The following is a 25500-nucleotide window of genomic DNA, read 5'->3' on the forward strand; positions in this document are numbered from 1 at the left end:
CATGCATGAAACGCTGTGGTATCTGATCGTCGGCGCGGTGCTGATGGGCATGGGCGTCGCGACATCGGCGCTGCGTCACCTGCCCTGCAGCAGCGCGATGATCTATCTCGCGCTCGGCGTCGCGCTCGGCCCGTCCGGCGCCGGCCTCCTGCATCTCGACATCGAACGCGACGCGTCGCTGTTGCGCGAGATCGTCGAGGTCGCGCTGCTGGTGTCGCTGTTCGCGATCGGGCTGCGGCTGCGCGTGCCGCTGTCCGACCCGTTGTGGCTCGTGCCCTGCCGGCTCGGCCTGCTCGCGATGAGCGTCACCGTGCCGCTGCTCGCCGGCTGCGCGGTGCTGACGCTCGGGCTCGGCTGGGGCCCCGCGCTGCTGCTCGCGGCGATCCTCGCGCCGACCGACCCGGTGCTCGCGCACGACGTGCAGGTGCACGATCCCGGCGACCGCGACCTGGTGCGCTTCGCGCTGTCCGGCGAAGGCGGGCTGAACGACGGCATCGCGCTGCCGTTCGCGCTCGCCGGCCTCGCGCTCTGCGGCGCGGCCGACACGCCGCACGCGCGGCCGGCGCTGACGGGCGCATTCGCGCTGGCCGCGCTGTGGGGCATCGCGGGCGCGGCTGCGATCGGCGGCGTGCTCGGCGCAGCCGCCACCAAGGCGATCGGCTGGCTGCGCACCCGCCACGCGCAGGCGCTCGGCTTCGAAGGCTTCTTCGCACTCGCGCTGATCGTGCTGTCGTTCGGCGCCGCGCAGCTCGCGAATACGTTCGGTTTCATCGCGACGTTCGCCGCGGGCGTCGCGATGCGCCGCGTCGAGCATCGCGCGAGCGGCGACCGGCGTCCGCGCGAAGTGATCGGCCGGATCGATTCGGAAGACGTGGTCGCGACCGAGAAGCATCCGGAGAAGGTGCACGCGTTCATGACCGAATCGGTGCTGGACTTCACGATCGAGCTCGAACGGATCGCCGAGGCGCTCATCATGACGATGATCGGCAGCGTGCTCACGACGCTGTCGGCGCCGCTCATCACGTGGGGCGCTATCGCGCTCGCCCTCGTGCTGTTCGTGGCCGTGCGGCCGCTCGCCGTGCTGCTGTCGCTGACCGGCTCGCACGCGACCCACGCGCAGCGGCGGCTGATGGCGTGGTTCGGGATACGCGGAATCGGCTCGTTCTATTACCTGCTGTTCGCGCTCGAACACGGACCGTCCAGCGCGGTGCGCCCGCTGGCGGCGCCGGTGCTGGCCGTCGTGTCGGCGTCGGTGATCGCGCACGGCATCTCCGCGACGCCGCTGATGGACTGGTATTACCGCCTGCAGCAGCGCCGCCGCTGACCGCGCCGGCGACGTCACGACCCATCGAGCCGCGCGCGCATCTGCGCGGAGATGCGCTGCCGCGTCTCGTCGTAGCCTTCCCACGGATCGCGCGCGAGCCGGTCGAGCCGTTCGTGCAGCGTGTCGATCGTCCATTGCGCGCCGCCCGTCGTGTCGGGCACCTCGTCCCAGCGCAGCGGCACCGACACGCCCATCCCGGGCCGCGCACGCGCCGAGTACGCCGCGATCGTGCTCGCACCGCGGCCGTTGCGCAGGTAATCGATGAAGATCTTGCCGCGACGATGACGCGGGCCCATCGTCGCGGTGAAACGGTCGGGCAGCGCGCTCGCGACGTGTTGCGCGACGGCGCGCGAGAAGTCCTTCACGTCGTCCCATCCGAGGTGTCGCGTGATCGGCACGACCACATGCAGCCCCTTGCCGCCGCTCGTCTTGCAGAACGACGCGAGCCCCAGCTCGTCGAGCAGCCCGCGCACGAGTTGCGCGGCCTCGATCATCGCGCTCCACGGCAGCGCGGGATCAGGATCGAGGTCGAACACGATCCGGTCGGGCCGCTCGATGTTCGACGCGTGCGCGTTCCACGTATGCAGTTCGATCGTGCCCATCTGCGCGGCGCCGAGCAGCGCGTCGACGCTGTCGAGCGACAGCAGCGGACCGTGTCCCGGATCGAGCCCGGCATGTTGCGTGACGAACGGAATCTCGCGGCGTTCCGCGTGCTTCTGGAAGAACAGCTCGCCGGCGATGTCGCCGGGCGCACGCACGAGCGACACGGGTCGCCCCTTCAGGTCCGGCAACAGCCACGGCGCGACCCATTGCCAGTAATGCGCGAGATCGATCTTGCGCGTGCCGCTTTGCGGGTCGAGCACGCGGTCGGGATGGGTGATGCGCACGCGGCCGAGCTGATCCGGGCCGGCATCGTCGCCGGCCGTGCGGGTGGATGACCGTGAACGCGCGTGGTGTTCGCGGCCATTCGCTTCATGAGCCGCGTGCGACGCGTGCTTGCGGGGATGTTTGTCGTCGTGCGTGGTTCGCTGTCGATCCATCGTCATCTCCGTTTCCGCATTTTCCGTCTGTTTCGGCACTTCGCGGACGATCTGCGTGGCCGGCTTGTCTTCTCGCAGCGCGACGAACGCGGCCTGCCGCACGATGCCGTCGCCGGTCCACTCCGCGAATTCGCATTCGGCGACGAGCGTCGGTTCGATCCAGTGCACGCGCGTGCGCGAGCGTTCGCGCGGCGGCGGATCGAACGGCGGCGTGTCGCGCTCGTGCTTGCGCAGGATCGCGGCAAGCCGGTCGAGCATGCGTGCGTCGAAGCCGGTGCCGACCCGGCCGACATAGCGCAGCGGTGTCGGCCCGCGTCGCCGCTTGCCGGCCGGCGCCGGTTCGTGCACGCCGAGCAGCAGCGCGCCGAAGCCGTGGCGGCTGCCCGACGGCTCGGTATAGCCGCCGATCACGAACTCCTGCCGGCGTCGGCATTTGAGCTTGATCCATGCAGGCGAACGTCCGGCCCGATAGCGCGAGTCCGCGCGCTTGCCGATCAGCCCTTCCAGGCCCGTATCGCATGCGCTTGCGATCAGCGACGCGACGTCGTCGCCGAGATCGGGCGAAAAGCGCAGTCGCGCGGGGTCGCTGTCGGCCAGCAGCGGTTCGAGCAGCGCGCGGCGTGCGATGAGCGGCGCGTCGCGCAGGTCGTAACCGTCAAGGAAGGGCAAATCGAATACGAACAGCGTGACCGCATCCGAGCGCCCCGCGCCGAGGGCGTTCTGCAGCGCCTGGAAATCGGGGAGGCCGTGCGCGCCGAGCACGACGGCCTCGCCGTCGAGCCATGCGTCGTCGACAGCGAGCGCGGCGAGCGCATCGCGTTGCGCGCGCAGCTTCGCGGTCCAGTCGCGGCCTTCGCGCGTCATCAGCTTCACATGCCGGCGTGTGCCCTTGCCCGCGATACGCGCGAGGATCCGGTAGCCGTCGAACTTCAGTTCGTAGCGCCAGTCGCCCTGCGTGGGCGGGCCGTCGACCAGCGTCGCGAGTTGCGGCGCGACGCGCTCGGGCAGCGGCGCGCGCACCGCGCCTTCGATCCCGGACGGATCGGCCGGCGGGCGTTCACGCTCGTCGTGTTCGTCGTGCCGCGCGCCACGTGCATCGCGTTTCGCGGCCTTGTCGCCGCGGCCGCGCGGCGTCCGGCGCGCATGCTTCGCGCCGTCGGCCGAATCCGCGCGCGTCGCAGACGCCGCGCCATCATGCACACTCCCCGGCCGCTCGCCGACGACGTCGAATTCGTCCGCGTCGCGCGCGTCGTCGTCGCGCTCCTTGATCAGCAGCCACTGCTCCTGTCGCCCTTGCTGGCGCCCGCTGCGCACGAGCGCCCAGCCGCCGTGCAGCTTTTCGCCGTCGAGCCGGAACGTGAGCTTGCCCGCGCGATAGCCGTCGCGTGCCTGCGCGAGGCCGCCGTCGGGTGTCCACGTGCCTTCGTCCCATACGACGACCGACCCCGCGCCGTAATGCCCGGCCGGAATCTCGCCTTCGAACGACGCATATTCGAGCGGATGGTCCTCGACATGCACGGCGAGACGCTTCACCGACGGATCGAAGCTCGGCCCCTTCGGCACGGCCCACGACTTCAGCGTGCCGTCGAGTTCGAGCCTGAAATCGTAGTGCAAGCGCCGCGCATGATGCTCCTGGATCACGAAGCGCAGCGGATGGCCGGTGCCCGCGCGCGTGCGCCGGGAAGGTGTCGCATCCGCCTTCGCGCGCCGACGCCCGTGCGCGCCCTCCGGTTCCGGCGTCGCGCCGAAGTGGCGTTTGCGGCGATAGGGATCGAGCTTGCCGGGCATCGCATCACCTCGATTCGCGCGGCGTCATGCGGCGTGCTTGCGGCGCGCGGTGGCTTTCTTCACCGCATGCTCGCCGTGCGCGGCACGTTTCGCGGCCGGCCGTTTCGCCGCCGCGGTTTTCGTAGCCGCGCCCTTCACCGCGGTTTTCGAAGCCGGTTTGTGGCGCCCGCCGCCGCGCGACGACGAAGATGCCCCTTCCGTATTCGCGTCCTCGTCGTCGCCCGCGTCGCGCAAATCCGCCGCACGCGCTCCGCCGCCGCCCTTCAGGCTGCGTTTCAGCAACTCGGTGAGGTCGACCACGTTGGTCGCCGCGCGGCTCGTCTGCGCCGGCCGTTCCTCGATCTCCTCGATCTTGCCCGCGCGCACCTTGCGCTCGACCAGCTCGAGGATGTCGTCGCGGAACGTGTCGTGATACTCGTCGGGCGTCCACTTGCCGGCCATGTCGTCGATCAGCTTCTTCGCCATGGCGAGCTCGCGCGCGGTCACGCCCGCGCCCTTTGCGTCGTCGGCCGGCACCGACAGTTCGTCGAGCGGCCGCAACTCCTCCTGCCAGCGCAGCGTGTCGAGCGCGAGCAGCGGCCCGACCGGAATCAGCGCGCCGAGATGCTGTCGGTCGCGCATCACGACCAGCGCGATGCCGATCTTGCCGCTGTCCTTCAATGCATCGCGCAGCAGCGCATAGACCTTCTCGCCCTTGCGGTCCGGCACGAGGTAGTACGGCGTGTCGAGATAGAGGAACGACACGGCGTCCTCGTCGACGAAGGTCAGGATGTCGACGGTCTGCGTCGATTCGGGGTTCGCCGCGCGGATTTCGTCGTCGGTCAGCACGACGTAGCGTTCCTTCTCGTATTCGTAGCCGCGCACGATGTCCTCGCGCGTGACTTCCTTGCCGGTGCGCTTGTTGATCTGCCGGTAGCCGACCGGATCCATCGAGCGCTTGTCGAGCAGCCGGAACGACGGCTTCACGGTGCGCGTCGCGGGAAACAGCTGCACGGGCACGTGAACGAGCCCGAAGCTGATCGCGCCTTTCCAGATCATCCGCGGTGCCATGCCTGTCCTCCTTGCCGCTTGCACGCCCGCGCGGCGAACCGGCTCCCCCGCGCGACGTTCCGCGAGGCGGCGCGATTGCGCGCCGTCGGGTTGCGGTCGATTGCCGGATCGGGGAGATTCGTCATGCGCATCCTCGCATCGGTTCGGTGATGGACGGCGGCGTGCGTGGCCGTGTCGCGGCGCACACGCAGCCATCACGGGAAACGGACGCGCCGCGCGGCGCGTGCCGCGGCGGCCCGCTACGGTGTCGCGACGGGCGGTAGCCGCGCCGTCAGGGCGCGCGCAGCGCGCGATCCAGTTCGTCGCGCGTCACGTCGAGCGCGACGCTGCATTCGATCTCGGCGTCCTCGACGCGCGGTTTCTGTTCGTCCACCGCGCGCCGCGCCATGTCGCACACATGCGTCCGGACGCGCAACCGGTCGGCCGTACCGAGCGATGCATAGCGCGTGAGCACGTCGGGATCGAAACGCAGGTCGACCGCGCAGCGCCATTGACGTGCGTCGTCATCGGACGGCACGCGCACCCACGACACCTGGATCGTCAGCCGCCCCGACGCGTCGTCCGCATGCACGACGACCGTCGACTGCGACGGAAAGCCGTTCGCGAGCGCATGTTCGAGTTCCGCGATGCGCTGCGAACGGTCGGGGGCGATCGTCATCGGCGCACGACTCCCAGCAGCAGCGTGACCAGGAAGATCACGACGAAGATGTAGAACAGGATCTTCGCGATCTCGGCCGCGCCGGCCGCGATGCCGCCGAAGCCGAACAAGGCGGCGACGAGCGCGATGATGAAGAAGATGATGGCGTATCGAAGCATGAATGCCTCCTGCAGTCCTGAATAACGAATCGTCGACGCGTGTCGCCGCACGATCAAGAATCGTGCTTGTGCCGGGGTTTGCCGTGGGCCGGCGTCGAAGCCATTTTTTCGAGTTCCTTCTCGCTCATCGACTTGGCCATCGACTTCGCAGGCGGCTTCAGGTCCTTCATCTTCGTGTCACCGCGCTTGGCCGACAAGGCGGCCCCCGCGGCGCGCTGCTGGGCCTGGGACTTGGCTGGCATGGCTGTTCTCCTCTCGGTGATGCGCGCGGGCACCGCGGGTCGCGGGCCGCGCGCGGTTCGGACGGTATCGTCACGCGGCGTCGCGCCGGCGCAGTTCAGCGGGCGGAATCTTCATCGCCTGGCGATACTTGGTCACCGTGCGACGCGCAAGAAGGATGCCGCGCCCCGCGAGATTCTGCGCGAGCGCGACGTCCGACAGCGGATCGGTATGGCGCTCGGCCGCGATCATGTCGCGGATCAGCACCTTCGCGGCCGACGCCGAGCACACGCCCTTGCCGGCCGCTTCCAGCTTGCGCGGGAAGAAATGCTTGAACTCGAACGTGCCGTGCGGCGTGGCCATGTATTTGTTGCCCGTCGCGCGCGACACGGTCGATTCGTGCAGGTCGAGTTCCTCGGCGATGTCACGCAGCACGAGCGGCTTCATCGCGATCTCGCCGTAGCGGAAGAAATCGCGCTGGCGCGCGACGATGCATTCGCCGACGCGCTGGATCGTGTCGAAGCGCTTCTGCACGTTGCGGATCAGCCAGCGCGCTTCCTGCAACTGCTGGCCGAGCGGCGAATCGCGCTCGCCGCTCGACTGCGCGAACAAGGTGGCGTAGCGCTCGTGCAAGCGCGCGCGCGGCAGCACGGCCGGATTGATCGTCACGATCCATTCGTCGCGCACCTGGCGCACGATCACGTCGGGTATCACGTAGTCGCCGCGCGTGCTGCCGTAGTGATTGCCGGGACGCGGATCGAGCGTGCGCACCAGCGCGCACGCGGCCTGCATCGTCGGCTGGCTGCAGCCCAGGCGTCGCTGGATTTCCGCCGTCTCGCGCCGCGCGAGCCGTTCGAGGTGCTCGCGCGCGATCGCCTTCGCCTCCGCGAGCGCCGGCGTGCCGGCCGGAATCGCGTCGAGTTGCAGCACCAGGCATTCGGACACCGAACGCGCGGCGATGCCGGGGCGGTCCAGCATCTGCACGAGCCGCAGCGCGACCGCGAGATCCTGTTCCGACAGCAGCAGCGCCGGATCGGCCGCGACCAGCAGCTCGGCCAGCTCCTGACGCAGGTAGCCGTCCTCGTCGAGCGCATCGATCACGATGCGCGCGGCCTCGCGGTCGCGCTTGTTCAGCGGATAAAGGCGCAGTGCATCGTGCAATTGCTGGTGCAGCGACGGCTCGGCCGCCATCCACTCGCCGGGCGACAGGTCGCTCGCGTCGTCGGCCTGACGGCTCGTGCCGCGCGGCGCCGGAGCGGCCGTATACGACACCTCGCCGTCAGGCGGACGCACGTCCTCGCGCTCGGGCGGCGGCTCGGGCGGCGCGGCTTCGGCGGTGGGTTCGGGCGCGTCGGCGGCGGCTTCGTCGTCGCCCTGGCCATCTTCGAGAAACGGATTCGAGTCGAGCGCCTGCCGCAATTCCTGCTGGAATTCGAGCGAAGACAACTGCAGCAGGCGAAGCGACTGCTGAAGCCTCGGCGTGAGTGCCAGATGCTGTCGCATCTGGAGCGCAAGCGTGACGGACATCGATGCCCTCCTGACGGTGTACGGAATTGCGTTCACACGCATTCACGCAGCTTCCATGCCAAGGCGGCGAAGCACCGTCCGGCGCGGCTCTCGCGGGTTCGCACCCCGGCCGCGGCGGCTCCGGGTGCCGACTTTTTTACAAGCGCCGGCAAGTTAGGGGCACGGAATTCGCGCCGGGCGGACACACCGGCAGCGCGCCGGCTTATCCGCGTGCGGCCACCGCGCGACGTTCCGCGCGTCAGTACTGCATCGGCGGCGGCGTGCCCGGCATCGTCCGGTCGCCCTGCACACCGTTCGGCCCCGGCGGCGGCACGTCGGCCGGCTCACCGCCCGCCGCGCCCGCCGGCAGCGTGTTGTACGGCGACGGACGCGTGTCGTAGCGCGTATTCGCGTCCGGCATCGTCGTGGTCGGTGACGCACCATGGCCGTCCGGCGGCGCCGGCGGCGCGCCGTGCGCGCCATAGGGGCCCTGCGGTTGCGTGCATGCGCCCAGCGCGCACGCGGCGGCGAACGCACAGGCGCCGATACGCATCGTCTGGATCGGTTTCATCGGAATCCTCCGTTGAGTCGGCGGCAGGGGCCGGCCGTGGCGACACGGCTCAGAGCCGGTTGAAATGAAAATCGCCGGCATACGCGGTGGGCGCGCGGCGCGCCATCATCATGTCGAATTCGGCGGCGACACGGGCCAGCGCGCCGCGTTGCCGCTCGGTACCGGCCTGCTCGAGCGCCGTGAATGCATCGGCGTCGAAGGTGACGGTCAGCGACGCCGGATGGCCATCGACACGAAAGCCGAAATGCAGTGCGCCGGCCGGCTGCTCCTCGACATGGAACGGCATCGCGCGCGCCTCGAAATGGCGGCCGAGCGTCTCGGCCACGTCGCGCAGCATGCCGGGTTTCACGCGAATGCTCATCGTGGCCCCTCCTTGAATCGGGTGAACGCCACCGGCGGCACGCCCGTCGGCGGCGCGTGGATCGGCGGCTCCCGCGTCGGCGGCTCGCGTTCCGGTGGCGGCCGCTCCGGCGGATCGCCTTCCGGATCGTGATACGGCTCGGGTGTGCCGGGCGGCAGGTCGTCCGGCGGGGGCGGTTCGGGGTCGGGCTCGACGTCGGGAATCACCGGCTCGGGCCGATGCAGCGACTGAGCGGGATTTCGGACGACATCTCGGTTCATGGGCATTCGTTCGTTGTGCTGTCGTGACGGCATCGGATTGCGGCACGTTCGCCGCTCGATGCGCTACGCACTCGGTGGCCGCAAGCGGCGTGCCGGTCATTCGTGCCGCTTTTCGCTTGTCGACGCGCCGCCCCGCAAGCTGACATGCAACCCGCCGCGCGGCGCGACGTGCATTCGCTACACCGCGCGCTGCAATTCTTTCAAGGCCATCGCGTTACCCGTCGTACGCGGCCATCACGAGCCACAACTCGTGGTCGTCGTCGCGCACCCGCGCGGCGAGCGCATACGAATCGGCCGGCTCGCACGCGCGCTGCAGCGCGAAGCGCGCCGGCTCGGTCGAGCCGAAGGTCTCGTCGAGCGGCCGCACGTCGGCCTTGCCTTCGAACATGCGGCGATCGGGCCGGTAAATCAGCGGCTCCTGTTTCCACGTGATGAAGTGGCTCTTCACCGACTCGAACCCTCCGCCGCAGACGTTGACTTCATAGCGCACTCCCGGCCGCCGTTTCGGAATCGTCATCGTGCCCTCCCGTTCGATGTGCGTGTGCATGCGGCGCGTGGCGCCGCGTGTCGTCGTCGTTGCTACCGACATGGCAAGTCGCGTGCCGCCGCGATGCAGCGGGCACGGCCGTTGCGCGATGTGCGCCTCGACGTCACCGACACGGAGGCATGCCATGAAGGATTCGACCCGTTCCGGCCGCGACGCGCCGACGCACGAACCGCATCCCGATCCGTCGCCGCCGCTGAAGGACCAGGACCACACGAAAACGCGCCACTCCGAGCGGCATATCGACAAGCAGCTGGAGGACACGTTCCCCGCGAGCGATCCGCCGGCGACCGGCGGCGTCACGCGCATCGAGCCCGACACGCCGCCGGGCACGCACGACGACGGCCCGTGGCAGGACCCGGCCAAGCGCCGCGACGAATGACCGTCGGCGATTCGACGAACACGCGTGCCGAACGGCACGCCGCTTGCTGACTCGTACGGCCCGGACTCAAACCTGCAAGGAGGACTTCATGCATCGCGTCAACGAAATCATGTCGCAGGACGTCGTGCGCATCGCGCCGACCGACTCGATCCGTCATGCGGCGCAACTGATGGAGCGCTACGACATCGGCGCGCTGCCCGTGTGCGACAACAACCGGCTGATCGGCATGGTCACGGACCGCGACCTCGCGGTGCGCGCGATCTCGGCCGGCAAGCCGCCGGAGACGCGGATCCACGAAGTTGCGTCGGGCCCGATCGAATGGTGTTTCGAGGACGATTCGCTGGACGAGATCCAGCACTACATGGCCGACGCGCAACTGCGCCGCCTGCCCGTCGTCGATCACGACAAGCGCCTCGTCGGCATGCTGTCGCTCGCGGACATCGCGACACGCACGGCCGGCCCCGCGCGCGACGACGTCGCGAACACGCTCGAAGGCGTGTCGCAACCGAAGCGTACGTGACGGGGCGATCCTCGCCCCGCCCGACAACCCCGCGCGACCCGCAGGGCCCATCCCGGGCACGGTCGCGCTCCACGCAACCAGGAGGACAACCATGCAGACTTCTGATCGAGGACAGACGCGCATCATCGGCAAGGGCGCCGCGACGGCGGCCGGCCCGGGCCCCGACGTGATGGCGGCCGACACGCTGGAAGGCGACAAGGTCTACACGACCGACGGCGACGACGTCGGCAAGATCAAGGACATCATGCTCGACGTGCGCTCGGGCCGCGTCGCGTACGCCGTGCTGTCGAGCGGCGGCGTGCTCGGCATCGGCGACAAGCTGCTCGCGATCCCGTGGAGCGCGCTCACGCTCGATACCGAACGCAAGTGTTTCCTGCTGTCGGTGTCGTCGGAGCGGATCCGCAACGCGCCGGGCTTCGACAAGGATCACTGGCCGGCGATGGCCGACCCGCAATGGGCCGAGCCGCTGCACGAGTTCTACGGCAGCGCGCCGTACTGGAGCGCGGGCGACGAGCTCGGGCTCACCGATCCGACCGAGGAACTGAACGATCCTCGCACGCGCGGGCGGCACTGACCGTTCGTGATTTGCCGGTGGTTCAGGCAACAGGCCCCGCGAATGCGGGGCTTTTTTTGGCTTTTTGACGGATCCCGGCGCCGGCCCGATCCACCGAGGCTGGCCTCGCCGACCACCGTCCGTGCATGCGTCCGGCGCGCCGCGCCGCCTGATTGATAACCATACGACATCAATCCTTCCAAAAATCGCACTTATCGTTTGTCCGTCTCCGGGCGAATATTGGCGAAACGACAATCGACCGCTCCCCGGCGCATGCTTCCCGATTTCCTGGAGACACCCTGATGCACCCCTCGCCCAGCCTTCCGACCGCACGGTCGAAGGCCGCCGCGGTATTCCGCGTGACGGCCGGCAACTTCCTCGAGCAGTTCGACTTCTTCCTGTTCGGCTTCTACGCAACCCAGATCTCCGCCGTATTCTTTCCCGCCGCGAGCGAGTTCGCGTCGCTGATGATGACCTTCGCCGTCTTCGGCGCCGGCTTCCTGATGCGGCCGCTGGGCGCAATCGTGCTGGGTGCGTACATCGACGACGTGGGCCGCCGCAAGGGCCTGATCGTCACGCTGGCGATCATGGCGAGCGGCACGATCCTGATCGCGTTCGTGCCGGGCTACGCGACGATCGGCCTGCTCGCGCCCGTGCTCGTGCTGGTCGGGCGCCTGCTGCAGGGCTTTTCGGCGGGTGCCGAGCTCGGCGGCGTGTCGGTCTATCTCGCCGAGATGGCCACGCCCGGCCGCAAGGGCTTCTACACGAGCTGGCAGTCCGCCAGCCAGCAGGTCGCGATCGTCGTCGCGGCCGGCCTCGGCTTCGCGCTCAATCAATGGCTGAGCACGTCGGCCATCGCCTCGTGGGGCTGGCGCGTGCCGTTCTTCGTCGGCTGCATGATCGTGCCGTTCATCTTCATGCTGCGCCGCAACCTCGAGGAAACGCAGGCGTTCAAGGCCCGCAAGCATCGTCCGGGCATGAAGGAAGTGTTCGGGACGCTGGCGCGGAACTGGGGCGTCGTGATCGCCGGCATGATGCTGGTCGCGATGACCACCACGAGCTTCTACCTCATCACGGTCTACGCGCCGACCTTCGGCAAGACGGTCCTGCACCTGAGCACGGCCGACAGCCTGCTCGTCACGCTGTGCGTCGGCGTGTCGAACTTCGTGTGGCTGCCGATCGGCGGCGCCCTGTCCGATCGCATCGGCCGCCGGCCGCTGCTCGTCGGCATGACGCTGCTCGCGATCGCCACCGCGTACCCGGCGCTGTCCCTGCTCGCCCATGCGCCGTCGTTCGTCAACATGCTGCTCGTGCTTCTGTGGCTGTCGTTCATGTACGGGATCTACAACGGTGCGATGGTCGTCGCCCTGACGGAAGTGATGCCCGTCGAGGTGCGCGTGGCGGGTTTCTCGCTCGCCTACAGCCTCGCCACGGCCGTGTTCGGCGGCTTTACGCCGGCCATCTCGACGGCGCTCATTCACATGACCGGCGACAAGGCCGCGCCCGGCTACTGGATGAGCCTCGCCGCGGTGTGCGCGCTGCTCGCGACGTTCGCCCTGTATCGCCGGCAGACGGCCACGCTGACGCCGGCGCACTGAAGCCTCACGCCGAACGACCCGTCCCGACTCCACACGTCCAAGACCACGACCATGAAGAACCTGCTCCTGAAACTCTGCGCGACCGCGCTCGTCGCCACCTCGGCGGTCGCCGCGAACGTGCAGGCCGCCGACCTGCACGTGATGAGCTCGGGCGGCTTCACCGCCGCCTACAAGCTGCTCGGCCCGCAGTTCGCGTCCCGCTCGGGCAACACGCTCGAAACCGCGCTCGGCCCGTCGATGGGCAAGTCGCCTGAAGCGATTCCGAACCGGCTCGCGCGCGGCGAACCGGCGGACGTCGTGATCATGGTCGGCTATGCGCTCGACGATCTGATCAAGCAAGGCAAGGTCATCGCCGGATCGCGCGTCGAGCTGGCCGATTCGCGCATCGGCATGGTCGTGCGCGACGGCGCGGCGAAACCCGACATCAGCACGGCCGAAGGCCTCAAGCAGGTTCTGCTGCATGCGAAGTCGATCGCCTACTCGGACAGCGCCAGCGGCGTCTACATCGAGCGCGAGTTGTTCAAAAAGCTCGGCATCGAGGACCAGGTGAAATCGAAGGCGGCCATGATCCCGCGGATCCCGGTCGCATCCGTGGTCGCGAACGGCGACTACGACATCGGCTTTCAGCAGGTGAGCGAACTGCTGCCCGTGAAGGGCGCGACCTTCGTCGGGAAGATTCCCGAATCGCTGCAGTCGGTCACGCGCTTCGCGGCCGGCATCCCCGTCGGCGCGCAGCACCCGCAGGAAGCGAAGGCGCTTCTCGACTATCTCGCGTCGCCCGACGTGCAGGCCGAAGTGAAATCGACCGGGCTGGATTCCGTCTCCGCACACTGAGCACGACCGACGGGAAGGTGCGCGTCAGACCGCCTTCCCGTCGGGCCCGGCGCCGGCCTCCGCGTCATCGGCGCCATTCGGGCCAGCCGGTCCGGTCCCGTTCAGCATCCGCGCGAGACGCGCGCGATCGCACGCCCCTTCCCGCATCGAAACGAAGATCACCGCGCACGCGTTGCTGATCACGCTCGTCAGCGCACGCGCCTCGGACATGAAGCGATCGATGCCGACCAGAAGCGCGACGCCGGCAACCGGCAGGTCGGGCATCACGGCGAGCGTCGCGACGAGCGCGACGAGCCCGCTGCCCGACACGCCGGCCGCGCCCTTCGACGTCAGCAGCATGACGGCCAGCATCGCGGCGATCTGCGGCGCGGAAAGCGGCACATCGCACGCCTGGGCGATGAACAACGCGGCGAGCGTCAGATAGATCGCGGTGCCGTCCAGGTTGAACGAGTAACCGGCCGGCAGCACAAGCCCCACGACGCCCTTGTCGCAACCGAGCGCCTCCAGCTTGACGATCAGCCGCGGCAATACCGGCTCCGTCGACGAAGTCGCGAGGACGATCAGCAACTCCTCGCGGATGTAGCGCAACAGCCGCCACAACGCGAAGCCGTGCAATCGCGCGAGCGGCGCGAGCACCAGCGCGACGAACAGTGCGCAGGCCACGTAGAACGACGCCATCAGCCACGCGAGCGAGCCGACCGAGCCGATGCCGAAGCGCCCCACCGTGAAGGCCATCGCGCCGAATGCGCCGAGCGGGGCGAGCCGCATGATCATCGCGAGCACGCGAAACACGATCTGCGCGACACCGTCGATCAGCGCCAGCACGGGCCGCCCGGCCTGCGGATACGCGTTCAGCGAAAAACCGAACAGCAGCGACAGCAGCAGCACGGGCAGCACCTCGCCCTGCTGGAACGCGCCGAGCATCGTATCCGGGATCACACTCAGCGCGAACGCGACGAGGCCGCGCGGTTGCGCATGCTGCGCGTATTGCGCCAGGACGCTCGCGTCGAGATGGCGCACGTCGACGTGCATGCCGGCGCCGGGCCGCAGCACGAACGCCGTGACGAGCCCGAATACGAGCGCGGCGGCGGTCAGCAGATAGAACAGCACCAGCGCGCGGACGATCGTGCGTCCGATGGCCTGCCCGTTCGCCAGCGACGTGATGCCGGAGACGATCGTGCAGAACACGATCGGCGCGATCATCATCCGCACGAGACCGACGAATGCATCGCTGAGCGGTTTGAGCGCCGCGCCGGCCGACGGCCAGAAGTGGCCGACGCTCACGCCGAGCGCCATCGCCAGCAGAACCTGCACGTAAAGCGAACGAAGCGGTCTTGCCAGCCTCATGCTGCGGTCTTCCTCGATGTTCCGGTCGTATTCGTCACGAGCATTACTTCGATGCATCGCTGCGCGGCGCACCGCCGCGCCTGGCGTCGATCACCGCCCGATGAAATTCCTCCGCGGCGGGCGTCAGCGGGCGTCCGCGCCGTTTCACGATGCCCACCCGGCGCTTGACCGAAGGTTCGACGAGGGGCACGCTCGTGAGCAGCGGATGGTCGTGTCCGGGCATCGCCATCGACGGCACCGCGGCGACGCCGAGCCCCGCTTCGACCAGCCCGAGCATGGTCGTCACGTGGCGCGTCTCGCACACGCTCGGCGCGCGCGGCGCGACGCTCGTCAGTGCCTGGTCGAGCAACAGGCGGTTGCCGGACGTCTTGTCCACGGACACGTACTCGTATTCGTAAAGCTCGTTCCAAGTCACGCGCTTCTTGCGCGCGAGCGGATGATCGCGCCGGCACGCGGCAACGAATCGCTCCTGCAGCAGCAGCTTGAACTCGACCTCGGACTCCTGGCTGCCCATGAAGCTCACGCCGAAATCGGCCTCGCCGCTGATGACGGCGCTCAGCACCTCGTTCGCGCTCGCATCCAGCAGCTTGACCCTGATGCGCGGAAAGCGGCGATGATAGCTGGCGATCACGTTCGGCAGAAAATAGTAGGCCACCGACGGCACGCACGCGATCGTCACGTGACCGAGGCGGCTCGACGAAACGTCGCGGATGCCGAGCAGCGCCGCGTCGAGATCGTCCAGCAGTTGCTCGGCGCTCGGCGCGAACACGCGGCCGACCGTCGTCAGCGTGACGCTGCGCGTCGTGCGCTCGAACAGACGCACGCCGAGCGCTTCCTCCAGTTTGTCAATCCGGCGACTCAACGCGGGCTGCGAAATGCTGATCGCCTCGGCGGCCTTGCGGAAGCTTCCCAGCTCCACCACCGCGCGAAACGCCTGCAAGTCGGTCAAATCGAAGTTGATTCCCACGGGTCTGGTCTCCGCATCTCGAATGCCGCGTATTGTGCACGATTCGGAGAAGCACACCCAGCCGGGACATGCCCGACCGCGACGCTCCGGGCGCGCCGTCATGCCGCGTGCGGCGGGCGAATGCGCGCGGCGTGATGGCGCCCGATACCGTTTTACAAGCGCCGTGTAAGGCCCGCGATTGGCTACGCTCGATCGCCCGCGGCGGCTCTCGCCTGTAGCCGGATGCCGTCCCGACGCAAACTGTGCCCGCATGTCGACTGCATGCGGCATGCCGGTTGCTGCACACATTGCACAGCATCGATATGGGAGCCGCTGATGATCCGACTCGCCCGGATCTTCCCCCCGCTTGCCATCCGCCGTCGTGCGCACGTCGACGCGCGCGCGGCGCAGATGGGTACAGGAAGCACCCCGTGACGCGCCAAGCCCCCGCAAAGCGCGCGGCGGTTTCGATTGCCGCCGACGACGATGCGCCTGCCACGCTCGACGCCTGCCGCCGCTGCGGACTGTGGGAACACGCGACGCAGCCGGTGCCCGGTGCGGGGCCTGCCGATGCGCGCATCATGCTGGTCGGCGAGCAGCCGGGCGACCAGGAAGACCGCGCGGGCATCCCGTTCGTCGGCGCGGCGGGCCGCATGCTCGACCGCGCGCTCGACGAGGCCGGGATCGAGCGCACGTCCGTCTATCTGACCAACGCGGTCAAGCACTTCAAGTGGGAGCCGCGCGGCAAACGACGGCTGCACAAGACGCCCGCGCAACGCGAGGTCGCCGCGTGCCGCTACTGGCTCGAACGCGAACTCGATGCGATGCGCCCGCGCGTGGTCGTCGCGCTCGGCGCGACGGCGCTGCGCGCGGTGCTGCAGGACAACGAAGTAACGCTCGAGCGCACGCGCAAGCCGGTGCGCTCGCCCGACGGCTGTCTCGTCGTCGCGACCTATCACCCGTCCTACGTGCTGCGCACGCGCGGCGCCGATTCGCGCGAGCACGCATACCGGACGCTCGTGGACGCGCTGCGCACTGCGGCGCGCCTCGCGCGCGGCGCACCGGGAGACGCCGAATGAGCGACCTGCGCGGCGACGACGCGGTGCGCGACCCCGCGAGCGCCGCATCCCCCGCCCGGCCGTGGTACCGACGGCTCGGCCCCGGCCTGCTCGCGGGCGCGTCCGACGCCGATCCGAGCAACGTCGCCGTCTATGCGCAGGCCGGCAGCCAGTTCGGCTTCCACATGCTGTGGATGACCGTGATCACGCTGCCGATGATGGTGGCCGTACAGCTCGCGTCGGCATTCATCGGGCGCGCCAACCGCGAAGGCCTCGTGGCGGCCATCCGCGAGCAGTTCTCCAGCCGCCTCGCCAAGGCCCTGATCGTGACGGTCGTGATCGTCAACGTCGTGAACGTCGGCGCCGACCTCGCCGCGATGGGCGACGCGACCGCGCTCGTCGTCGGCGGCCGCAGCTACTGGTATGCGCCCGTCTACGGCATCGCGTCGCTCGCGCTGCAGGTCCTGCTGTCCTACGAACGCTACGCACGCTGGCTCAAATGGATGACGCTCGGCCTGCTCGCGTACGTGCTCGAACTCGGCTTCGTGCACATCGACTGGCGCAGCCTGCTGCAGGCGATCGTGCTGCCGCACATCGCGTTCACGCACGACTATGCGACGACGGCGGTCGCGGTGCTCGGCACGACGCTGAGCCCGTACCTGTTCGTGTGGCAGGCCGCGCTCGAAGTCGAGGAAACCCAGGCCGAGCGCCGCAACGGCGACACCGCATGCGCGCCCGGCGCGCGCCGCGAGACCGAGCGTCGCATCACGTTCGACACCTGGACCGGCATGATCGTGACCAACGCGGTGTCGTTCTGCATCATGGTGATCGGCGCGGCCGTGTTCTTCACGAACGGCAGGCATGACATCGGCTCCACCGCGCAGGCTGCCGAGGCGCTGCGCCCGATCGCCGGCGAAGCGGCGTTCGTCGTGTTCGCGTTCGGCATCGTCGGCTGCGGGCTGCTCGCGATTCCCGCGTTCGCGGGCAGCGCCGCGTACGGCTGCGCGGAGGCGTGGCGCTTTCGGGAAGGCCTGAACGAGCCGGTGCGGCGCGCGCCGGCATTCTATGCGGTGCTGGCGGCTTGCGTGCTCGTCGGCATCGCGATCTGTTTCAGTCCCGTCGATCCGATCAAGGCGCTTTACTGGAGCGCAGTGCTCAACGGCGTCGCGGCGGTGCCGATGCTGGTGCTCGTGATGCTGTTGTCGCGGCGACGCGATGCGGCCGGCCAGCCGGGCAGCGGCATCGCGTCGAAGGCGTTCGGGTGGCTGGCGGTCGTGCTGATGGCGGGGTCGGTGGTCGTGATGGTCGTGGACATGCTGACCTGACCGGAACCGTGGTGTGGTTGCGTTCGCAACCGTTCAGCCAGGGAGGAAGGACCGGACCGGCGAAGCAACGATATCGGACAGCCGGGCGGCCGCGCGAGCGGCGCGGCCCGGTTGTCCGAGAGGCAGGGTTACATCATCTTGCCGCGCGACTTTTCGGCACGCGCCGCATCGGCCGCCGATTCGACCTTCTTCACTTCCTCAGGCGGCGGCAGCACCGCCTTGAAGCCCATCGAGTCGATCCACATCTCGCGCGCCCAGCCACGGGTGTGATACAGGTGATGGTCCTCGTCGGCCTCGACTTCATCGTGCGCGGCCTTCAGCGCCTTCGCCGCGTCGCCGTCGCGCAACTGGTCGGCCGCGTAGCCGATCAGCTCCCAGTTCAGGTGATCCTTGGTTTCGGCCAGCACCACGCATTCGGCCGCGACGACCTGCGCGACCGCAGGGTCGGCCTGCTTCCTCGCCTGCTCGATCACCTGGACGAGCGACTTGCCGGTCGCCTCCACGGCGGCGCGGCCCGGCGACTTCGTATCCGGATCGAGGCCGAGCGTGTCGAATACCTGACGCAGCACGTCCTGGTGATGCATCGTCTCGCGGTGGTACTTCTCCCATTCCTTGTGCAGGTCCTCGTCGGTCGCGCACTGGAGCGCGGCCTCGTAGATCTTCGCGCCGCCAAGCTCGGTCTCGTATGCCTGGCAGAGCAGTTCGAGGATGCCTGCATGCTTCGATTGCCGTTGGGCCATGACTGCTTCTCCGAAACAACGGGCCGCCCGCGCGGCCCTGGGGTTGAAACGGGCGCGCGTTACTGCGCGCCCACCTTGCGCTGGAGCGCCTCCGCCATGCTCAGGTGATGCCTGAGCGTCGGCAGCGTGGATGTCGCGAACGCACGCAGTTGCGTGTCCTTGCCGTCGCGCGCCTCGTCTTCGAACAGCGCGACCGCCTTCTTGTGCGCGTCCGGGCCGACCGCGGCGACATAGGCGGTGTCGAAGTCGTGCCCGCGCTTGCCGCGCAGCGCCTCGACGTCCGGATCCTGGATCTGGTCGACCTGCGGTTTCATGCCCTTGCGCGCGGCGATCTCGTCGAGCTTCATGCTCGCCTTGCCGTGGTCGGTCACCATCCGTTTCGCGAACGCGCGCACGTCCGCGGACTGCGCCTGCTGCAACGCGAGCTGGCCCGCCTGCACTTCGGCCTTGCCGGCCAGCGCGGCCTTGTCGACGAATTCCGCATCGACGCCCTGCGGCGCCTTCGCGATGCCGGCATCGCCCGCCCCGGCCCCCGACGTCGGGTTGATCACGCCGCCCGGCACATGCGAATTCGATGCGGGCGGCTCGCTCGGCATCTGTGCACGCGCGAATCCCGACACGGCGAGCACGCCCGCGGCGAGCGCCGCGATCGTCCAGTTGGGTTGTTTCATGCGCTTTCTCCTGGTGTGGACAGCATCGTCACCCGCCGACGATCGAGCCGCCGTTCGGATGCAAGGTCTGTCCCGTCATGTAGCTCGCGCCTTCGGACGCGAGCAGCACGTAGCAGCCGATCAGCTCGTCCGGTTGCCCCGGCCGCTTGAGCGGCACGTTCGCGCCGAACTTCGATACCTGTTCGGCGGTGAAGGTCGACGGAATCAGCGGCGTCCAGATCGGCCCCGGTGCGACGGCGTTCACGCGAATATCGCGCTCGGCCAGCTCGATCGACAGCGAGCGCGTGAACGCGACGATCGCGCCCTTGGTCGCCGAGTAGTCGGGCAGCTTCGGGCTGCCGTGATACGCGGTCACCGACGCCGTATTGACGATGCGGCCGCCCGCCTTCATGTGCGGCAACGCGGCCTGCGTGCAGAACATCATTCCGTACACGTTCGTGCGGAACGTGCGCTCGAGCTGTTCCTCGGTCACGTCCTCGATGCCCGGCTGCGGATGCTGTTCGCCCGCGTTGTTGACGAGCACGTCGAGCCGCCCCAGTCGCTCGACCGTGCGCGCGACGGCGTCGCGCGCCTGCCGGCGGTCGCCGACGTCGCATGCGATCGCCTCGCAGCGCCGCCCCGCCTGCTCGATCAGGCGCTTCGTGTGCGCGGCATCGTCCGATTCCTTCAGATAGACGATCGCGACATCCGCGCCCTCCTTCGCGAAACCGATCGCGACCGCGCGGCCGATCCCGCTGTCGCCGCCCGTCACGAGCGCGACCTTGCCGGCCAGCTTGCCGCTGCCGACGTAATCGGCCGCTTCGTCGTGCGGCTTCGGATGCATCTCCCGCTCGCGGCCCGGCTGTTGCGTCTGCGTCTGCGGCGGCGGTGTCCTGGCGGTGGTCATGGTTTCCTCCTTGAACGGGTGTCGCGAAGGCATCGCAAACGGCGTGCCGTGTACCGCGTAGCCGCACGCCGAGTGGCACGCGCATGCGGAAACGACTCGTTCAGCGCGGACTGCCCTGCGTGGTGCCGTCCGGCCGGCGCACCGGATCGAAGTCGCGCCACTCGCCGTCCTGCCAGTCGCCTTCGACGCGCTCGATCGACTGCGCGCCGGTCGCGCGCAGCACGTCTTCCGCGGCGGCCGCGGTCGTCGCCGTCACGCGCGCGGCCAGGATCACGCCGGTTTCGGTATGCGCAAGCGTGCCCTTGCCTTCGGCCTGCTCGCCGCGCATCCGGCCGAGCGCGCCGCCGAACGCGCCGAGATACGCACCGGCGAGCGCGCCCGCTGCCGGCACGAACCAGTAGTGCACGCCGAGCGCATAGACGATCAGTCCGACGATCGCGCCGATCAGCAGCCCGCGCAGCGCGCCGACCATCGCGCCGCGACCGCCCGGCTTCGCGGCCGTATCGGCATACACGTCGCCGCCGATCGGAAAGCGCGCGTGCTGACCGCCCGGGTTCAGGAAGAAGATCGACACGTCGTCCGGGCCGAACGCGCGCTCGTAAAGGTGGCGCGCGCCACCTTCCGCTTCATCGAACGTCGTGAAGCGTCCTGCGACGATCATCGCCATGTTCGTGCTCCTCGTGACCGTAAGGCGCCGCGCACGCGACGGCGTACGCGACGCGACGTGGCGGCGCTCACATCAGCCGCCCGAGCTCCTTCGACACCGATGCCGGCGTGCCGTATTCGCGATCGGGAATCTGCCTGAGCATGTCGAGCACGCGCGGATCGGCATGCGACCGCTCCGCGCACTGGACGACGTCCGCCTTGCTCGCCGGATAGTCCATCCCCTTCAGCGCCTTCTGCACGTCGACGGGGCTCGGCGCCTTGCCGTGCCCCGTCTGGTGGCCGCCCTTGTCGTGGTCCTGCTGCATGCGCTCGCCTTCGTGCGCGCGAGAATGGCTGTATTCGTGGCCCGTATGTTGTCGGGATGACATGGAAACCTCCTTCGAATGAGAAACGGGGAACCGGAAAGGAACGCGATTACGACGACGCGCGCCGCGCGCGTGCCAGCGCGGCGACCACCAGCGCCGCCGCGCCGAGCGCGACCGCACCCGCGACCTTCGGCTGCTGCACCACCGCGTTGTACGCACAGCCGCGCAGCACGGGCCCGTCCATTCCTTCGCGCTCGTGCAGCGCGTGGCGGGACTCGTACAACGCGTTGTCGTCGCGCGGGCGCGCGGGGCGCACCGTGCGCTGGCCGCGCGAGAACAGCGTGGCCGCGACGCGATCGAACAGGCGCGGCGCGTGATACGCGCTGGCCGACGCCAGCTTCGCGGCGCCGCCGACGAACAGCGCGCGGCGCGGGTGCGCGGCGGCGAACAGGATCGCGTCGGCGACGAGGTCCGGGTCGTAGATCGGCGGCGCCAGCTTCGCCTCGACGTTCATGTAGTTCTTCGCGTGCATCACGAACATCGTGTCGATCGCGGCCGGCTTGATGAGCGTGACGGACACGGGCAGGTGATCCGACTCGATCTCGAGACGCAGCGAATCGGTGAAGCCCTTGACCGCGTGCTTCGACGCCGCATACGCGCTTTGCAGCGGCACCGGCGCATCGGACGCCTCGCTGCCCATGTTGATGATCGCGCCGCCGTGGAAATCGCTCTTGCGCCGGAAATGATCCGACGCGACCAGCGAGCCGTGCACGACACCCCAGTAGTTGGTGTCGAACAGCCGGCGCTGATCCTCGAGCGGCACCGACGCCGCCGTGCCGAAGATCGACACGCCCGCGTTGTTGACCCACGTATCGAAGCCGCCATAGGTGTCGGCCGCCATCGCGGCCGCGCGTTGCACGTCCTCGAGAATGCCGACGTCGCCGGCGACCGGCACCGCGAGGCCGCCGTGCTGGCGGATTTCCTCGCAGAGCGTGTTCAGCGCGTTCTCGTTGCGCGCGAACAGCACCAGCTTCGCACCGCGCCGTGCCGCCTTGCGCGCGGTGACGAGGCCGATGCCGCTCGTGGCGCCCGTGATCACGATCGTCTGCTCGCCGACCGGTTTGAGCATGCAGTTCATCACTGGACTCCTTCTACGGGGCCGAGGTTATTTCGGGCGGATGGTCAACTGGTTGCGCACGTCCTGCACGCCGTCGATCTGCTTGACGACGCTGGCGGCCTGCATGCGCTGCTGGTCGTCCGGCACGCTGCCGGTCAGCATCACGACGCCGTGGCGCGTCTTCACGTGAATGTCGCCGGCCGACAGGCCGTTCGTGCCGACCAATTCGGCTTTCGCCTTGGTCGTGATGGTCGCGTCGCGGATCTTCGTGCCGGTGCTCGAATGCGTCGACGACGACATGGATGAGGATGACGATCCACCGTCGTCTCCGGCGGCGAACACGTTCGGCGCGACGGCGATACAGGCGGTGGCCGCGGCGATCGCGACCGCCATGCCGAGACGCTTCGCCGCGCGACGGCGGAATCGCGGGGCGCGGGCTTGCAGCGGGAATATCTTCATCGTGACCTCCTGTCGTGTGATGCCGGCATGGCCGGCGGACATCCGGGTGGCGCAAATCGCGTGCCGCGCGCAACACGCCGCGTGCACGCGCGGCACGCTGATCGGACGCCCTTTCATCCAACGCGTTGTAATTTTTGCGGCACATGGGCGGGGCACGCGCCCCGCGAAGTGCCGGGTATGGCGATTGCCGGAGAGGGACGCAACGGGGCTCGCCGGCGCGGCCCCGACCTCGGGAGCAACACCATGCAAAGAATTGCGTTGATCAGTGAACATGCGTCGCCGCTGGGGGTGATCGGCGGCGTGGATGCGGGCGGGCAGAACATCTACGTCGCGAACGTCGCGAAGCAGTTGGCGGAGCGCGGCCTCGACGTCGACGTCTACACGCGCTGCGACAATCCGCACCTGCCGGAAGTCGTGCGGATCGGTCCGCGCATGCGGGTGATCCACGTGCCGGTCGGGCCGCCCGCCGATATCCCGAAGGAACGGCTGCTGCCTTACATGGGCGCGTTCGCGGACTACATGACGGCACGCATGCGGCGCGAGCCCGACCCGGTCGACGTGATGCATGCGAACTTCTTCATGTCGGGCGAGGCCGCGTTGCGCGTGAAGAAGCGTCTCGGGATTCCGCTCGTCATGACCTTCCATGCGCTCGGCCGCGTGCGCCGGCTGCATCAGGGCGCGGCCGACGGCTTCCCCGACGAACGCTTCACGATCGAGGACACGCTCGCGCGCCGCGCGGACCGGCTGATCGCCGAGTGCCCGCAGGATGCGCTCGACCTCACCACGCACTACCGCGCCGATGCCGCGCGCATCGAGATCGTGCCCTGCGGATTCGATGCGCGGGAATTCCGGCCCGTGCCGCGTGTCGACGCGCGTGCGCGGCTCGGCTGGCCGCACGATGCATTCGTCGTGCTGCAGCTCGGGCGGCTGGTGCCGCGCAAGGGAATCGACACCGTGATCGACGCGCTCGCGCGAATGCCGCGTGACCCGAACCGGCCGACGCGGCTCTACATCGTCGGCGGCAGCCAGGCGACGCCCGACCCGGCGCGCGATCCGGAACTCGCGCGCCTTGCCGCGCTCGCGCGCGACACCGGCATCGCGGAGCACGTGACCTTCGTGGGCCGGCGCGAGCGCGACACGCTGCACCTGTACTACAGCGCGGCGGACGTTTTCGTGACGACGCCGTGGTACGAGCCGTTCGGCATCACGCCGGTCGAGGCGATGGCATGTGCCGCGCCGGTGATCGGCAGCGACGTCGGCGGCATCCGCACGACGGTGGACGACGGCGTGACCGGCTACCTGGTGCCGCCGCGCGATCCGGCCACGCTCGCCGAGCGTCTCGTGCAGCTGCGCGCACGACCGGACCTGTGCGATGCGCTCGGCCGGGCCGGTTATCTGCGCGCGCACCGCTTCTATACGTGGCGCGGCGTGACCGACCGCCTCGTCGACATCTACCGCGACGTCGCGCATCCGCAACGCGCCGGCACGGCGGCCAGCAGCCGCCGAACGCCCGTCGCGACCACGCCGGGCGTACTCGCGAACCGCAAGGAGAACGCATGATGAAGGGCTACGATCGCAAACGGGTGCTCGTCACCGGCGGCGCCGGGTTTCTCGGTTCGCATCTCTGCGAGCGCCTCGTGACGGCCGGACACGACGTGCTGTGCGTCGACAATTTCTACACCGGGACGAAGGACAACATCGCGCACCTGCTCGATGCGCCGAACTTCGAGCTGATGCGGCACGACGTGACGTTTCCGCTGTACGTCGAGGTCGACGAAATCTACAACCTCGCATGCCCGGCATCGCCCGTGCACTATCAGCGCGACCCGGTGCAGACGACCAAGACCAGCGTGCACGGCGCGATCAACCTGCTCGGCCTCGCGAAGCGCGTGAAGGCGCGCATCCTGCAGGCGTCGACGAGCGAAGTGTACGGCGACCCCGACGTGCATCCGCAGGACGAGCGCTACTGCGGCCGCGTGAACCCGATCGGCGTGCGCGCGTGCTACGACGAAGGCAAGCGCTGCGCGGAAACGCTGTTCATGGACTATCACCGCCAGTACGGCGTCGACGTCCGGATCGCGCGGATCTTCAACACGTACGGCCCGCGCATGCATCCGGCCGACGGACGCGTCGTCTCCAACTTCATCACGCAGGCGCTGGCCGGCGAGCCGCTGACCGTCTACGGCGACGGCAAGCAGACGCGCTCGTTCTGCTATGTCGACGACATGGTCGATGCGCTGGTCCGGTTGATGGACGAACCGGGCGACGCATGCGAGCCCGTGAACCTCGGCAGCGACGACGAGATCGCGATGATCGACATCGCGCGCGAGGTCGTGAGGATCGTCGGCACGACGGTCGCGATCGAGTTCTGTCCGCTGCCGTCCGACGATCCGCGCCAGCGGCGGCCCGATCTCGACGCCGCGCGCCGGCGCCTCGGCTGGCGCGCGACGACACCGCTCGCGAGCGGGCTCGCGCATACCGCGCGGTATTTCATCCATCGGCAGGTCGTGCATCACACGCCGGGCGATCTCGTGCGCAGCACGCAGATCGCATCGCACATGCTCGCGCAGATCAGCACACGGAACCGGCCGACGGCGACCTGAGCGGGACGGCG

The 25500-nt window shown here is 69.0% G+C and carries 29 protein-coding genes; 10 read left to right on the forward strand and 19 right to left on the reverse strand.

The annotated features are described in order from the left end of the window. The first annotated feature begins 1 nt into the window (after nucleotide 1). On the forward strand, nucleotides 2-1324 hold the full coding sequence (locus WS49_RS31705; RefSeq protein WP_059536966.1) for a cation:proton antiporter: 1323 nt from the start codon (nucleotides 2-4) through the stop codon (nucleotides 1322-1324). A 14-nt stretch (nucleotides 1325-1338) separates the two neighbouring features. Here the strand turns inward: WS49_RS31705 and ligD are convergent, their stop codons facing one another. From ligD to WS49_RS31750, 10 genes are all read right to left on the reverse strand, one after another. Then, a complete protein-coding gene (gene ligD / locus WS49_RS31710) occupies nucleotides 1339-4152 on the reverse strand; it encodes a DNA ligase D (RefSeq protein ID WP_059536969.1) in 2814 nt (937 codons plus the stop codon). 24 nt (nucleotides 4153-4176) lie between these two features. Beyond that, entirely contained in the window at nucleotides 4177-5202 is a 1026-nt protein-coding gene (gene ku, locus WS49_RS31715; RefSeq protein ID WP_059536974.1) for a non-homologous end joining protein Ku, read from the reverse strand. Between the two features lie 271 nt (nucleotides 5203-5473). Beyond that, nucleotides 5474-5860, reverse strand: a complete 387-nt coding sequence (locus WS49_RS31720; protein ID WP_059536979.1) for a DUF3022 domain-containing protein — start codon at nucleotides 5858-5860, stop codon at nucleotides 5474-5476. Next, entirely contained in the window at nucleotides 5857-6018 is a 162-nt protein-coding gene (locus WS49_RS34600) for a DUF1328 domain-containing protein (RefSeq protein WP_081052496.1), read from the reverse strand. The genes WS49_RS31720 and WS49_RS34600 overlap by 4 nt, the downstream gene beginning before the upstream one ends. Nucleotides 6019-6071: 53 nt before the next feature. Further along, nucleotides 6072-6260, reverse strand: coding sequence for a DUF3008 family protein (locus WS49_RS31725; protein WP_059536983.1), 189 nt, complete (start codon nucleotides 6258-6260; stop codon nucleotides 6072-6074). 70 nt (nucleotides 6261-6330) lie between these two features. Further along, nucleotides 6331-7764 carry an RNA polymerase factor sigma-54 gene (locus WS49_RS31730; protein ID WP_059536986.1) on the reverse strand — a complete coding sequence of 478 codons (1434 nt, stop codon included), beginning with the start codon at nucleotides 7762-7764 and terminating at the stop codon, nucleotides 6331-6333. A 238-nt stretch (nucleotides 7765-8002) separates the two neighbouring features. After that, on the reverse strand, nucleotides 8003-8314 hold the full coding sequence (locus WS49_RS31735; protein WP_059536989.1) for a hypothetical protein: 312 nt from the start codon (nucleotides 8312-8314) through the stop codon (nucleotides 8003-8005). A 49-nt stretch (nucleotides 8315-8363) separates the two neighbouring features. Next, nucleotides 8364-8675 carry a hypothetical protein gene (locus WS49_RS31740; RefSeq protein ID WP_059536992.1) on the reverse strand — a complete coding sequence of 104 codons (312 nt, stop codon included), beginning with the start codon at nucleotides 8673-8675 and terminating at the stop codon, nucleotides 8364-8366. Then, the gene (locus tag WS49_RS31745; RefSeq protein WP_082725428.1) at nucleotides 8672-8941 is read right to left on the reverse strand and encodes a hypothetical protein; all 270 of its coding nucleotides are present in this window, start codon (nucleotides 8939-8941) and stop codon (nucleotides 8672-8674) included. The genes WS49_RS31740 and WS49_RS31745 overlap by 4 nt, the downstream gene beginning before the upstream one ends. Nucleotides 8942-9149: 208 nt before the next feature. Continuing rightward, nucleotides 9150-9452, reverse strand: a complete 303-nt coding sequence (locus WS49_RS31750) for a hypothetical protein (RefSeq protein WP_059537426.1) — start codon at nucleotides 9450-9452, stop codon at nucleotides 9150-9152. Nucleotides 9453-9606: 154 nt separating this feature from the next. On the opposite strand from WS49_RS31750, the gene WS49_RS31755 reads away from it, so the two are divergent. The 5 genes from WS49_RS31755 to WS49_RS31775 all read left to right on the forward strand — a co-directional run bounded on the left by WS49_RS31755 (nucleotide 9607) and on the right by WS49_RS31775 (nucleotide 13366). Continuing rightward, on the forward strand, nucleotides 9607-9861 hold the full coding sequence (locus WS49_RS31755; protein ID WP_059536998.1) for a hypothetical protein: 255 nt from the start codon (nucleotides 9607-9609) through the stop codon (nucleotides 9859-9861). An 88-nt stretch (nucleotides 9862-9949) separates the two neighbouring features. After that, nucleotides 9950-10381, forward strand: a complete 432-nt coding sequence (locus tag WS49_RS31760; protein ID WP_059537001.1) for a CBS domain-containing protein — start codon at nucleotides 9950-9952, stop codon at nucleotides 10379-10381. Nucleotides 10382-10472: 91 nt separating this feature from the next. Beyond that, a complete protein-coding gene (locus WS49_RS31765; protein WP_059537005.1) occupies nucleotides 10473-10955 on the forward strand; it encodes a PRC-barrel domain-containing protein in 483 nt (160 codons plus the stop codon). A gap of 281 nt (nucleotides 10956-11236) precedes the next feature. Beyond that, nucleotides 11237-12532 carry an MFS transporter gene (locus WS49_RS31770; protein WP_059537009.1) on the forward strand — a complete coding sequence of 432 codons (1296 nt, stop codon included), beginning with the start codon at nucleotides 11237-11239 and terminating at the stop codon, nucleotides 12530-12532. Nucleotides 12533-12583: 51 nt separating this feature from the next. Then, complete coding sequence (locus WS49_RS31775) at nucleotides 12584-13366, forward strand: substrate-binding domain-containing protein (RefSeq protein ID WP_059537012.1); 783 nt, start codon at nucleotides 12584-12586, stop codon at nucleotides 13364-13366. A gap of 24 nt (nucleotides 13367-13390) precedes the next feature. Here the strand turns inward: WS49_RS31775 and dctA are convergent, their stop codons facing one another. Both dctA and WS49_RS31785 read right to left on the reverse strand, forming a co-directional pair. Then, complete coding sequence (gene dctA / locus WS49_RS31780) at nucleotides 13391-14713, reverse strand: C4-dicarboxylate transporter DctA (RefSeq protein WP_059537016.1); 1323 nt, start codon at nucleotides 14711-14713, stop codon at nucleotides 13391-13393. Between the two features lie 43 nt (nucleotides 14714-14756). Next, nucleotides 14757-15680, reverse strand: coding sequence for a LysR family transcriptional regulator (locus WS49_RS31785; protein WP_059537020.1), 924 nt, complete (start codon nucleotides 15678-15680; stop codon nucleotides 14757-14759). Nucleotides 15681-16090: 410 nt separating this feature from the next. Between WS49_RS31785 and WS49_RS31790 the strand changes: the two genes are divergently transcribed. Together WS49_RS31790 and WS49_RS31795 are read left to right on the forward strand one after the other, a co-directional pair. Further along, a complete protein-coding gene (locus WS49_RS31790) occupies nucleotides 16091-16738 on the forward strand; it encodes a UdgX family uracil-DNA binding protein (protein WP_059537024.1) in 648 nt (215 codons plus the stop codon). Then, nucleotides 16735-18042, forward strand: a complete 1308-nt coding sequence (locus WS49_RS31795; RefSeq protein ID WP_059537027.1) for an NRAMP family divalent metal transporter — start codon at nucleotides 16735-16737, stop codon at nucleotides 18040-18042. Before WS49_RS31790 ends, WS49_RS31795 begins: the two co-directional genes overlap by 4 nt. Before the next feature lie 128 nt (nucleotides 18043-18170). Here WS49_RS31795 and WS49_RS31800 read toward each other — a convergent pair whose 3' ends face one another. The 7 genes from WS49_RS31800 to WS49_RS31830 form a co-directional block, all read right to left on the reverse strand. Then, nucleotides 18171-18782: a hypothetical protein gene (locus WS49_RS31800; RefSeq protein WP_059537032.1), complete on the reverse strand. Its 612-nt coding sequence runs from the start codon at nucleotides 18780-18782 to the stop codon at nucleotides 18171-18173. Nucleotides 18783-18841: 59 nt separating this feature from the next. Next, nucleotides 18842-19453, reverse strand: coding sequence for a DUF4142 domain-containing protein (locus tag WS49_RS31805; protein WP_059537035.1), 612 nt, complete (start codon nucleotides 19451-19453; stop codon nucleotides 18842-18844). A 28-nt stretch (nucleotides 19454-19481) separates the two neighbouring features. Then, complete coding sequence (locus WS49_RS31810; RefSeq protein ID WP_059537040.1) at nucleotides 19482-20339, reverse strand: SDR family oxidoreductase; 858 nt, start codon at nucleotides 20337-20339, stop codon at nucleotides 19482-19484. A gap of 100 nt (nucleotides 20340-20439) precedes the next feature. Continuing rightward, nucleotides 20440-21006 (reverse strand): hypothetical protein, encoded by a 567-nt coding sequence (locus tag WS49_RS31815; protein WP_059511596.1) that lies wholly within the window; start codon nucleotides 21004-21006, stop codon nucleotides 20440-20442. Between the two features lie 67 nt (nucleotides 21007-21073). Then, complete coding sequence (locus WS49_RS31820) at nucleotides 21074-21373, reverse strand: DUF2795 domain-containing protein (protein WP_059537044.1); 300 nt, start codon at nucleotides 21371-21373, stop codon at nucleotides 21074-21076. A 46-nt stretch (nucleotides 21374-21419) separates the two neighbouring features. Further along, nucleotides 21420-22448 (reverse strand): SDR family oxidoreductase, encoded by a 1029-nt coding sequence (locus tag WS49_RS31825; protein WP_059537048.1) that lies wholly within the window; start codon nucleotides 22446-22448, stop codon nucleotides 21420-21422. Nucleotides 22449-22475: 27 nt separating this feature from the next. Continuing rightward, entirely contained in the window at nucleotides 22476-22886 is a 411-nt protein-coding gene (locus WS49_RS31830) for a BON domain-containing protein (RefSeq protein ID WP_059537433.1), read from the reverse strand. Between the two features lie 243 nt (nucleotides 22887-23129). On the opposite strand from WS49_RS31830, the gene WS49_RS31835 reads away from it, so the two are divergent. Beyond that, nucleotides 23130-24446 (forward strand): glycosyltransferase family 4 protein, encoded by a 1317-nt coding sequence (locus WS49_RS31835; protein ID WP_059537052.1) that lies wholly within the window; start codon nucleotides 23130-23132, stop codon nucleotides 24444-24446. Beyond that, nucleotides 24446-25489 carry a UDP-glucuronic acid decarboxylase family protein gene (locus WS49_RS31840; RefSeq protein WP_059537429.1) on the forward strand — a complete coding sequence of 348 codons (1044 nt, stop codon included), beginning with the start codon at nucleotides 24446-24448 and terminating at the stop codon, nucleotides 25487-25489. The genes WS49_RS31835 and WS49_RS31840 overlap by 1 nt, the downstream gene beginning before the upstream one ends. Nucleotides 25490-25500: the final 11 nt, after the last annotated feature.

The sequence above is a fragment of the Burkholderia sp. RF7-non_BP4 genome, assembly GCF_001521935.1.
In the GTDB taxonomy this organism is placed as follows: Bacteria; Pseudomonadota; Gammaproteobacteria; order Burkholderiales; family Burkholderiaceae; genus Burkholderia; species Burkholderia diffusa.

Excerpts from the sequence above, each read along its gene's own strand:
- WS49_RS31815 (WP_059511596.1), bottom strand. The coding sequence starts at position 21,006 with ATGGCGATGATCGTCGCAGGACGCTTCACGACGTTCGATGAAGCGGAA.
- WS49_RS31800 (WP_059537032.1), bottom strand. The coding sequence starts at position 18,782 with ATGGCCCAACGGCAATCGAAGCATGCAGGCATCCTCGAACTGCTCTGC.
- WS49_RS31720 (WP_059536979.1), bottom strand. The coding sequence starts at position 5,860 with ATGACGATCGCCCCCGACCGTTCGCAGCGCATCGCGGAACTCGAACAT.
- WS49_RS31730 (WP_059536986.1), bottom strand. The coding sequence starts at position 7,764 with ATGTCCGTCACGCTTGCGCTCCAGATGCGACAGCATCTGGCACTCACG.
- WS49_RS31810 (WP_059537040.1), bottom strand. The coding sequence starts at position 20,339 with ATGACCACCGCCAGGACACCGCCGCCGCAGACGCAGACGCAACAGCCG.
- WS49_RS34600 (WP_081052496.1), bottom strand. The coding sequence starts at position 6,018 with ATGCTTCGATACGCCATCATCTTCTTCATCATCGCGCTCGTCGCCGCC.
- WS49_RS31795 (WP_059537027.1), top strand. The coding sequence starts at position 16,735 with ATGAGCGACCTGCGCGGCGACGACGCGGTGCGCGACCCCGCGAGCGCC.
- WS49_RS31760 (WP_059537001.1), top strand. The coding sequence starts at position 9,950 with ATGCATCGCGTCAACGAAATCATGTCGCAGGACGTCGTGCGCATCGCG.
- WS49_RS31770 (WP_059537009.1), top strand. The coding sequence starts at position 11,237 with ATGCACCCCTCGCCCAGCCTTCCGACCGCACGGTCGAAGGCCGCCGCG.
- WS49_RS31805 (WP_059537035.1), bottom strand. The coding sequence starts at position 19,453 with ATGAAACAACCCAACTGGACGATCGCGGCGCTCGCCGCGGGCGTGCTC.
- WS49_RS31725 (WP_059536983.1), bottom strand. The coding sequence starts at position 6,260 with ATGCCAGCCAAGTCCCAGGCCCAGCAGCGCGCCGCGGGGGCCGCCTTG.
- WS49_RS31825 (WP_059537048.1), bottom strand. The coding sequence starts at position 22,448 with ATGAACTGCATGCTCAAACCGGTCGGCGAGCAGACGATCGTGATCACG.
- WS49_RS31830 (WP_059537433.1), bottom strand. The coding sequence starts at position 22,886 with ATGAAGATATTCCCGCTGCAAGCCCGCGCCCCGCGATTCCGCCGTCGC.
- WS49_RS31735 (WP_059536989.1), bottom strand. The coding sequence starts at position 8,314 with ATGAAACCGATCCAGACGATGCGTATCGGCGCCTGTGCGTTCGCCGCC.
- WS49_RS31820 (WP_059537044.1), bottom strand. The coding sequence starts at position 21,373 with ATGTCATCCCGACAACATACGGGCCACGAATACAGCCATTCTCGCGCG.
- WS49_RS31755 (WP_059536998.1), top strand. The coding sequence starts at position 9,607 with ATGAAGGATTCGACCCGTTCCGGCCGCGACGCGCCGACGCACGAACCG.
- dctA (WP_059537016.1), bottom strand. The coding sequence starts at position 14,713 with ATGAGGCTGGCAAGACCGCTTCGTTCGCTTTACGTGCAGGTTCTGCTG.
- WS49_RS31750 (WP_059537426.1), bottom strand. The coding sequence starts at position 9,452 with ATGACGATTCCGAAACGGCGGCCGGGAGTGCGCTATGAAGTCAACGTC.
- WS49_RS31765 (WP_059537005.1), top strand. The coding sequence starts at position 10,473 with ATGCAGACTTCTGATCGAGGACAGACGCGCATCATCGGCAAGGGCGCC.
- ku (WP_059536974.1), bottom strand. The coding sequence starts at position 5,202 with ATGGCACCGCGGATGATCTGGAAAGGCGCGATCAGCTTCGGGCTCGTT.
- WS49_RS31835 (WP_059537052.1), top strand. The coding sequence starts at position 23,130 with ATGCAAAGAATTGCGTTGATCAGTGAACATGCGTCGCCGCTGGGGGTG.
- WS49_RS31775 (WP_059537012.1), top strand. The coding sequence starts at position 12,584 with ATGAAGAACCTGCTCCTGAAACTCTGCGCGACCGCGCTCGTCGCCACC.
- WS49_RS31840 (WP_059537429.1), top strand. The coding sequence starts at position 24,446 with ATGAAGGGCTACGATCGCAAACGGGTGCTCGTCACCGGCGGCGCCGGG.
- WS49_RS31740 (WP_059536992.1), bottom strand. The coding sequence starts at position 8,675 with ATGAGCATTCGCGTGAAACCCGGCATGCTGCGCGACGTGGCCGAGACG.
- ligD (WP_059536969.1), bottom strand. The coding sequence starts at position 4,152 with ATGCCCGGCAAGCTCGATCCCTATCGCCGCAAACGCCACTTCGGCGCG.
- WS49_RS31745 (WP_082725428.1), bottom strand. The coding sequence starts at position 8,941 with ATGCCCATGAACCGAGATGTCGTCCGAAATCCCGCTCAGTCGCTGCAT.
- WS49_RS31705 (WP_059536966.1), top strand. The coding sequence starts at position 2 with ATGCATGAAACGCTGTGGTATCTGATCGTCGGCGCGGTGCTGATGGGC.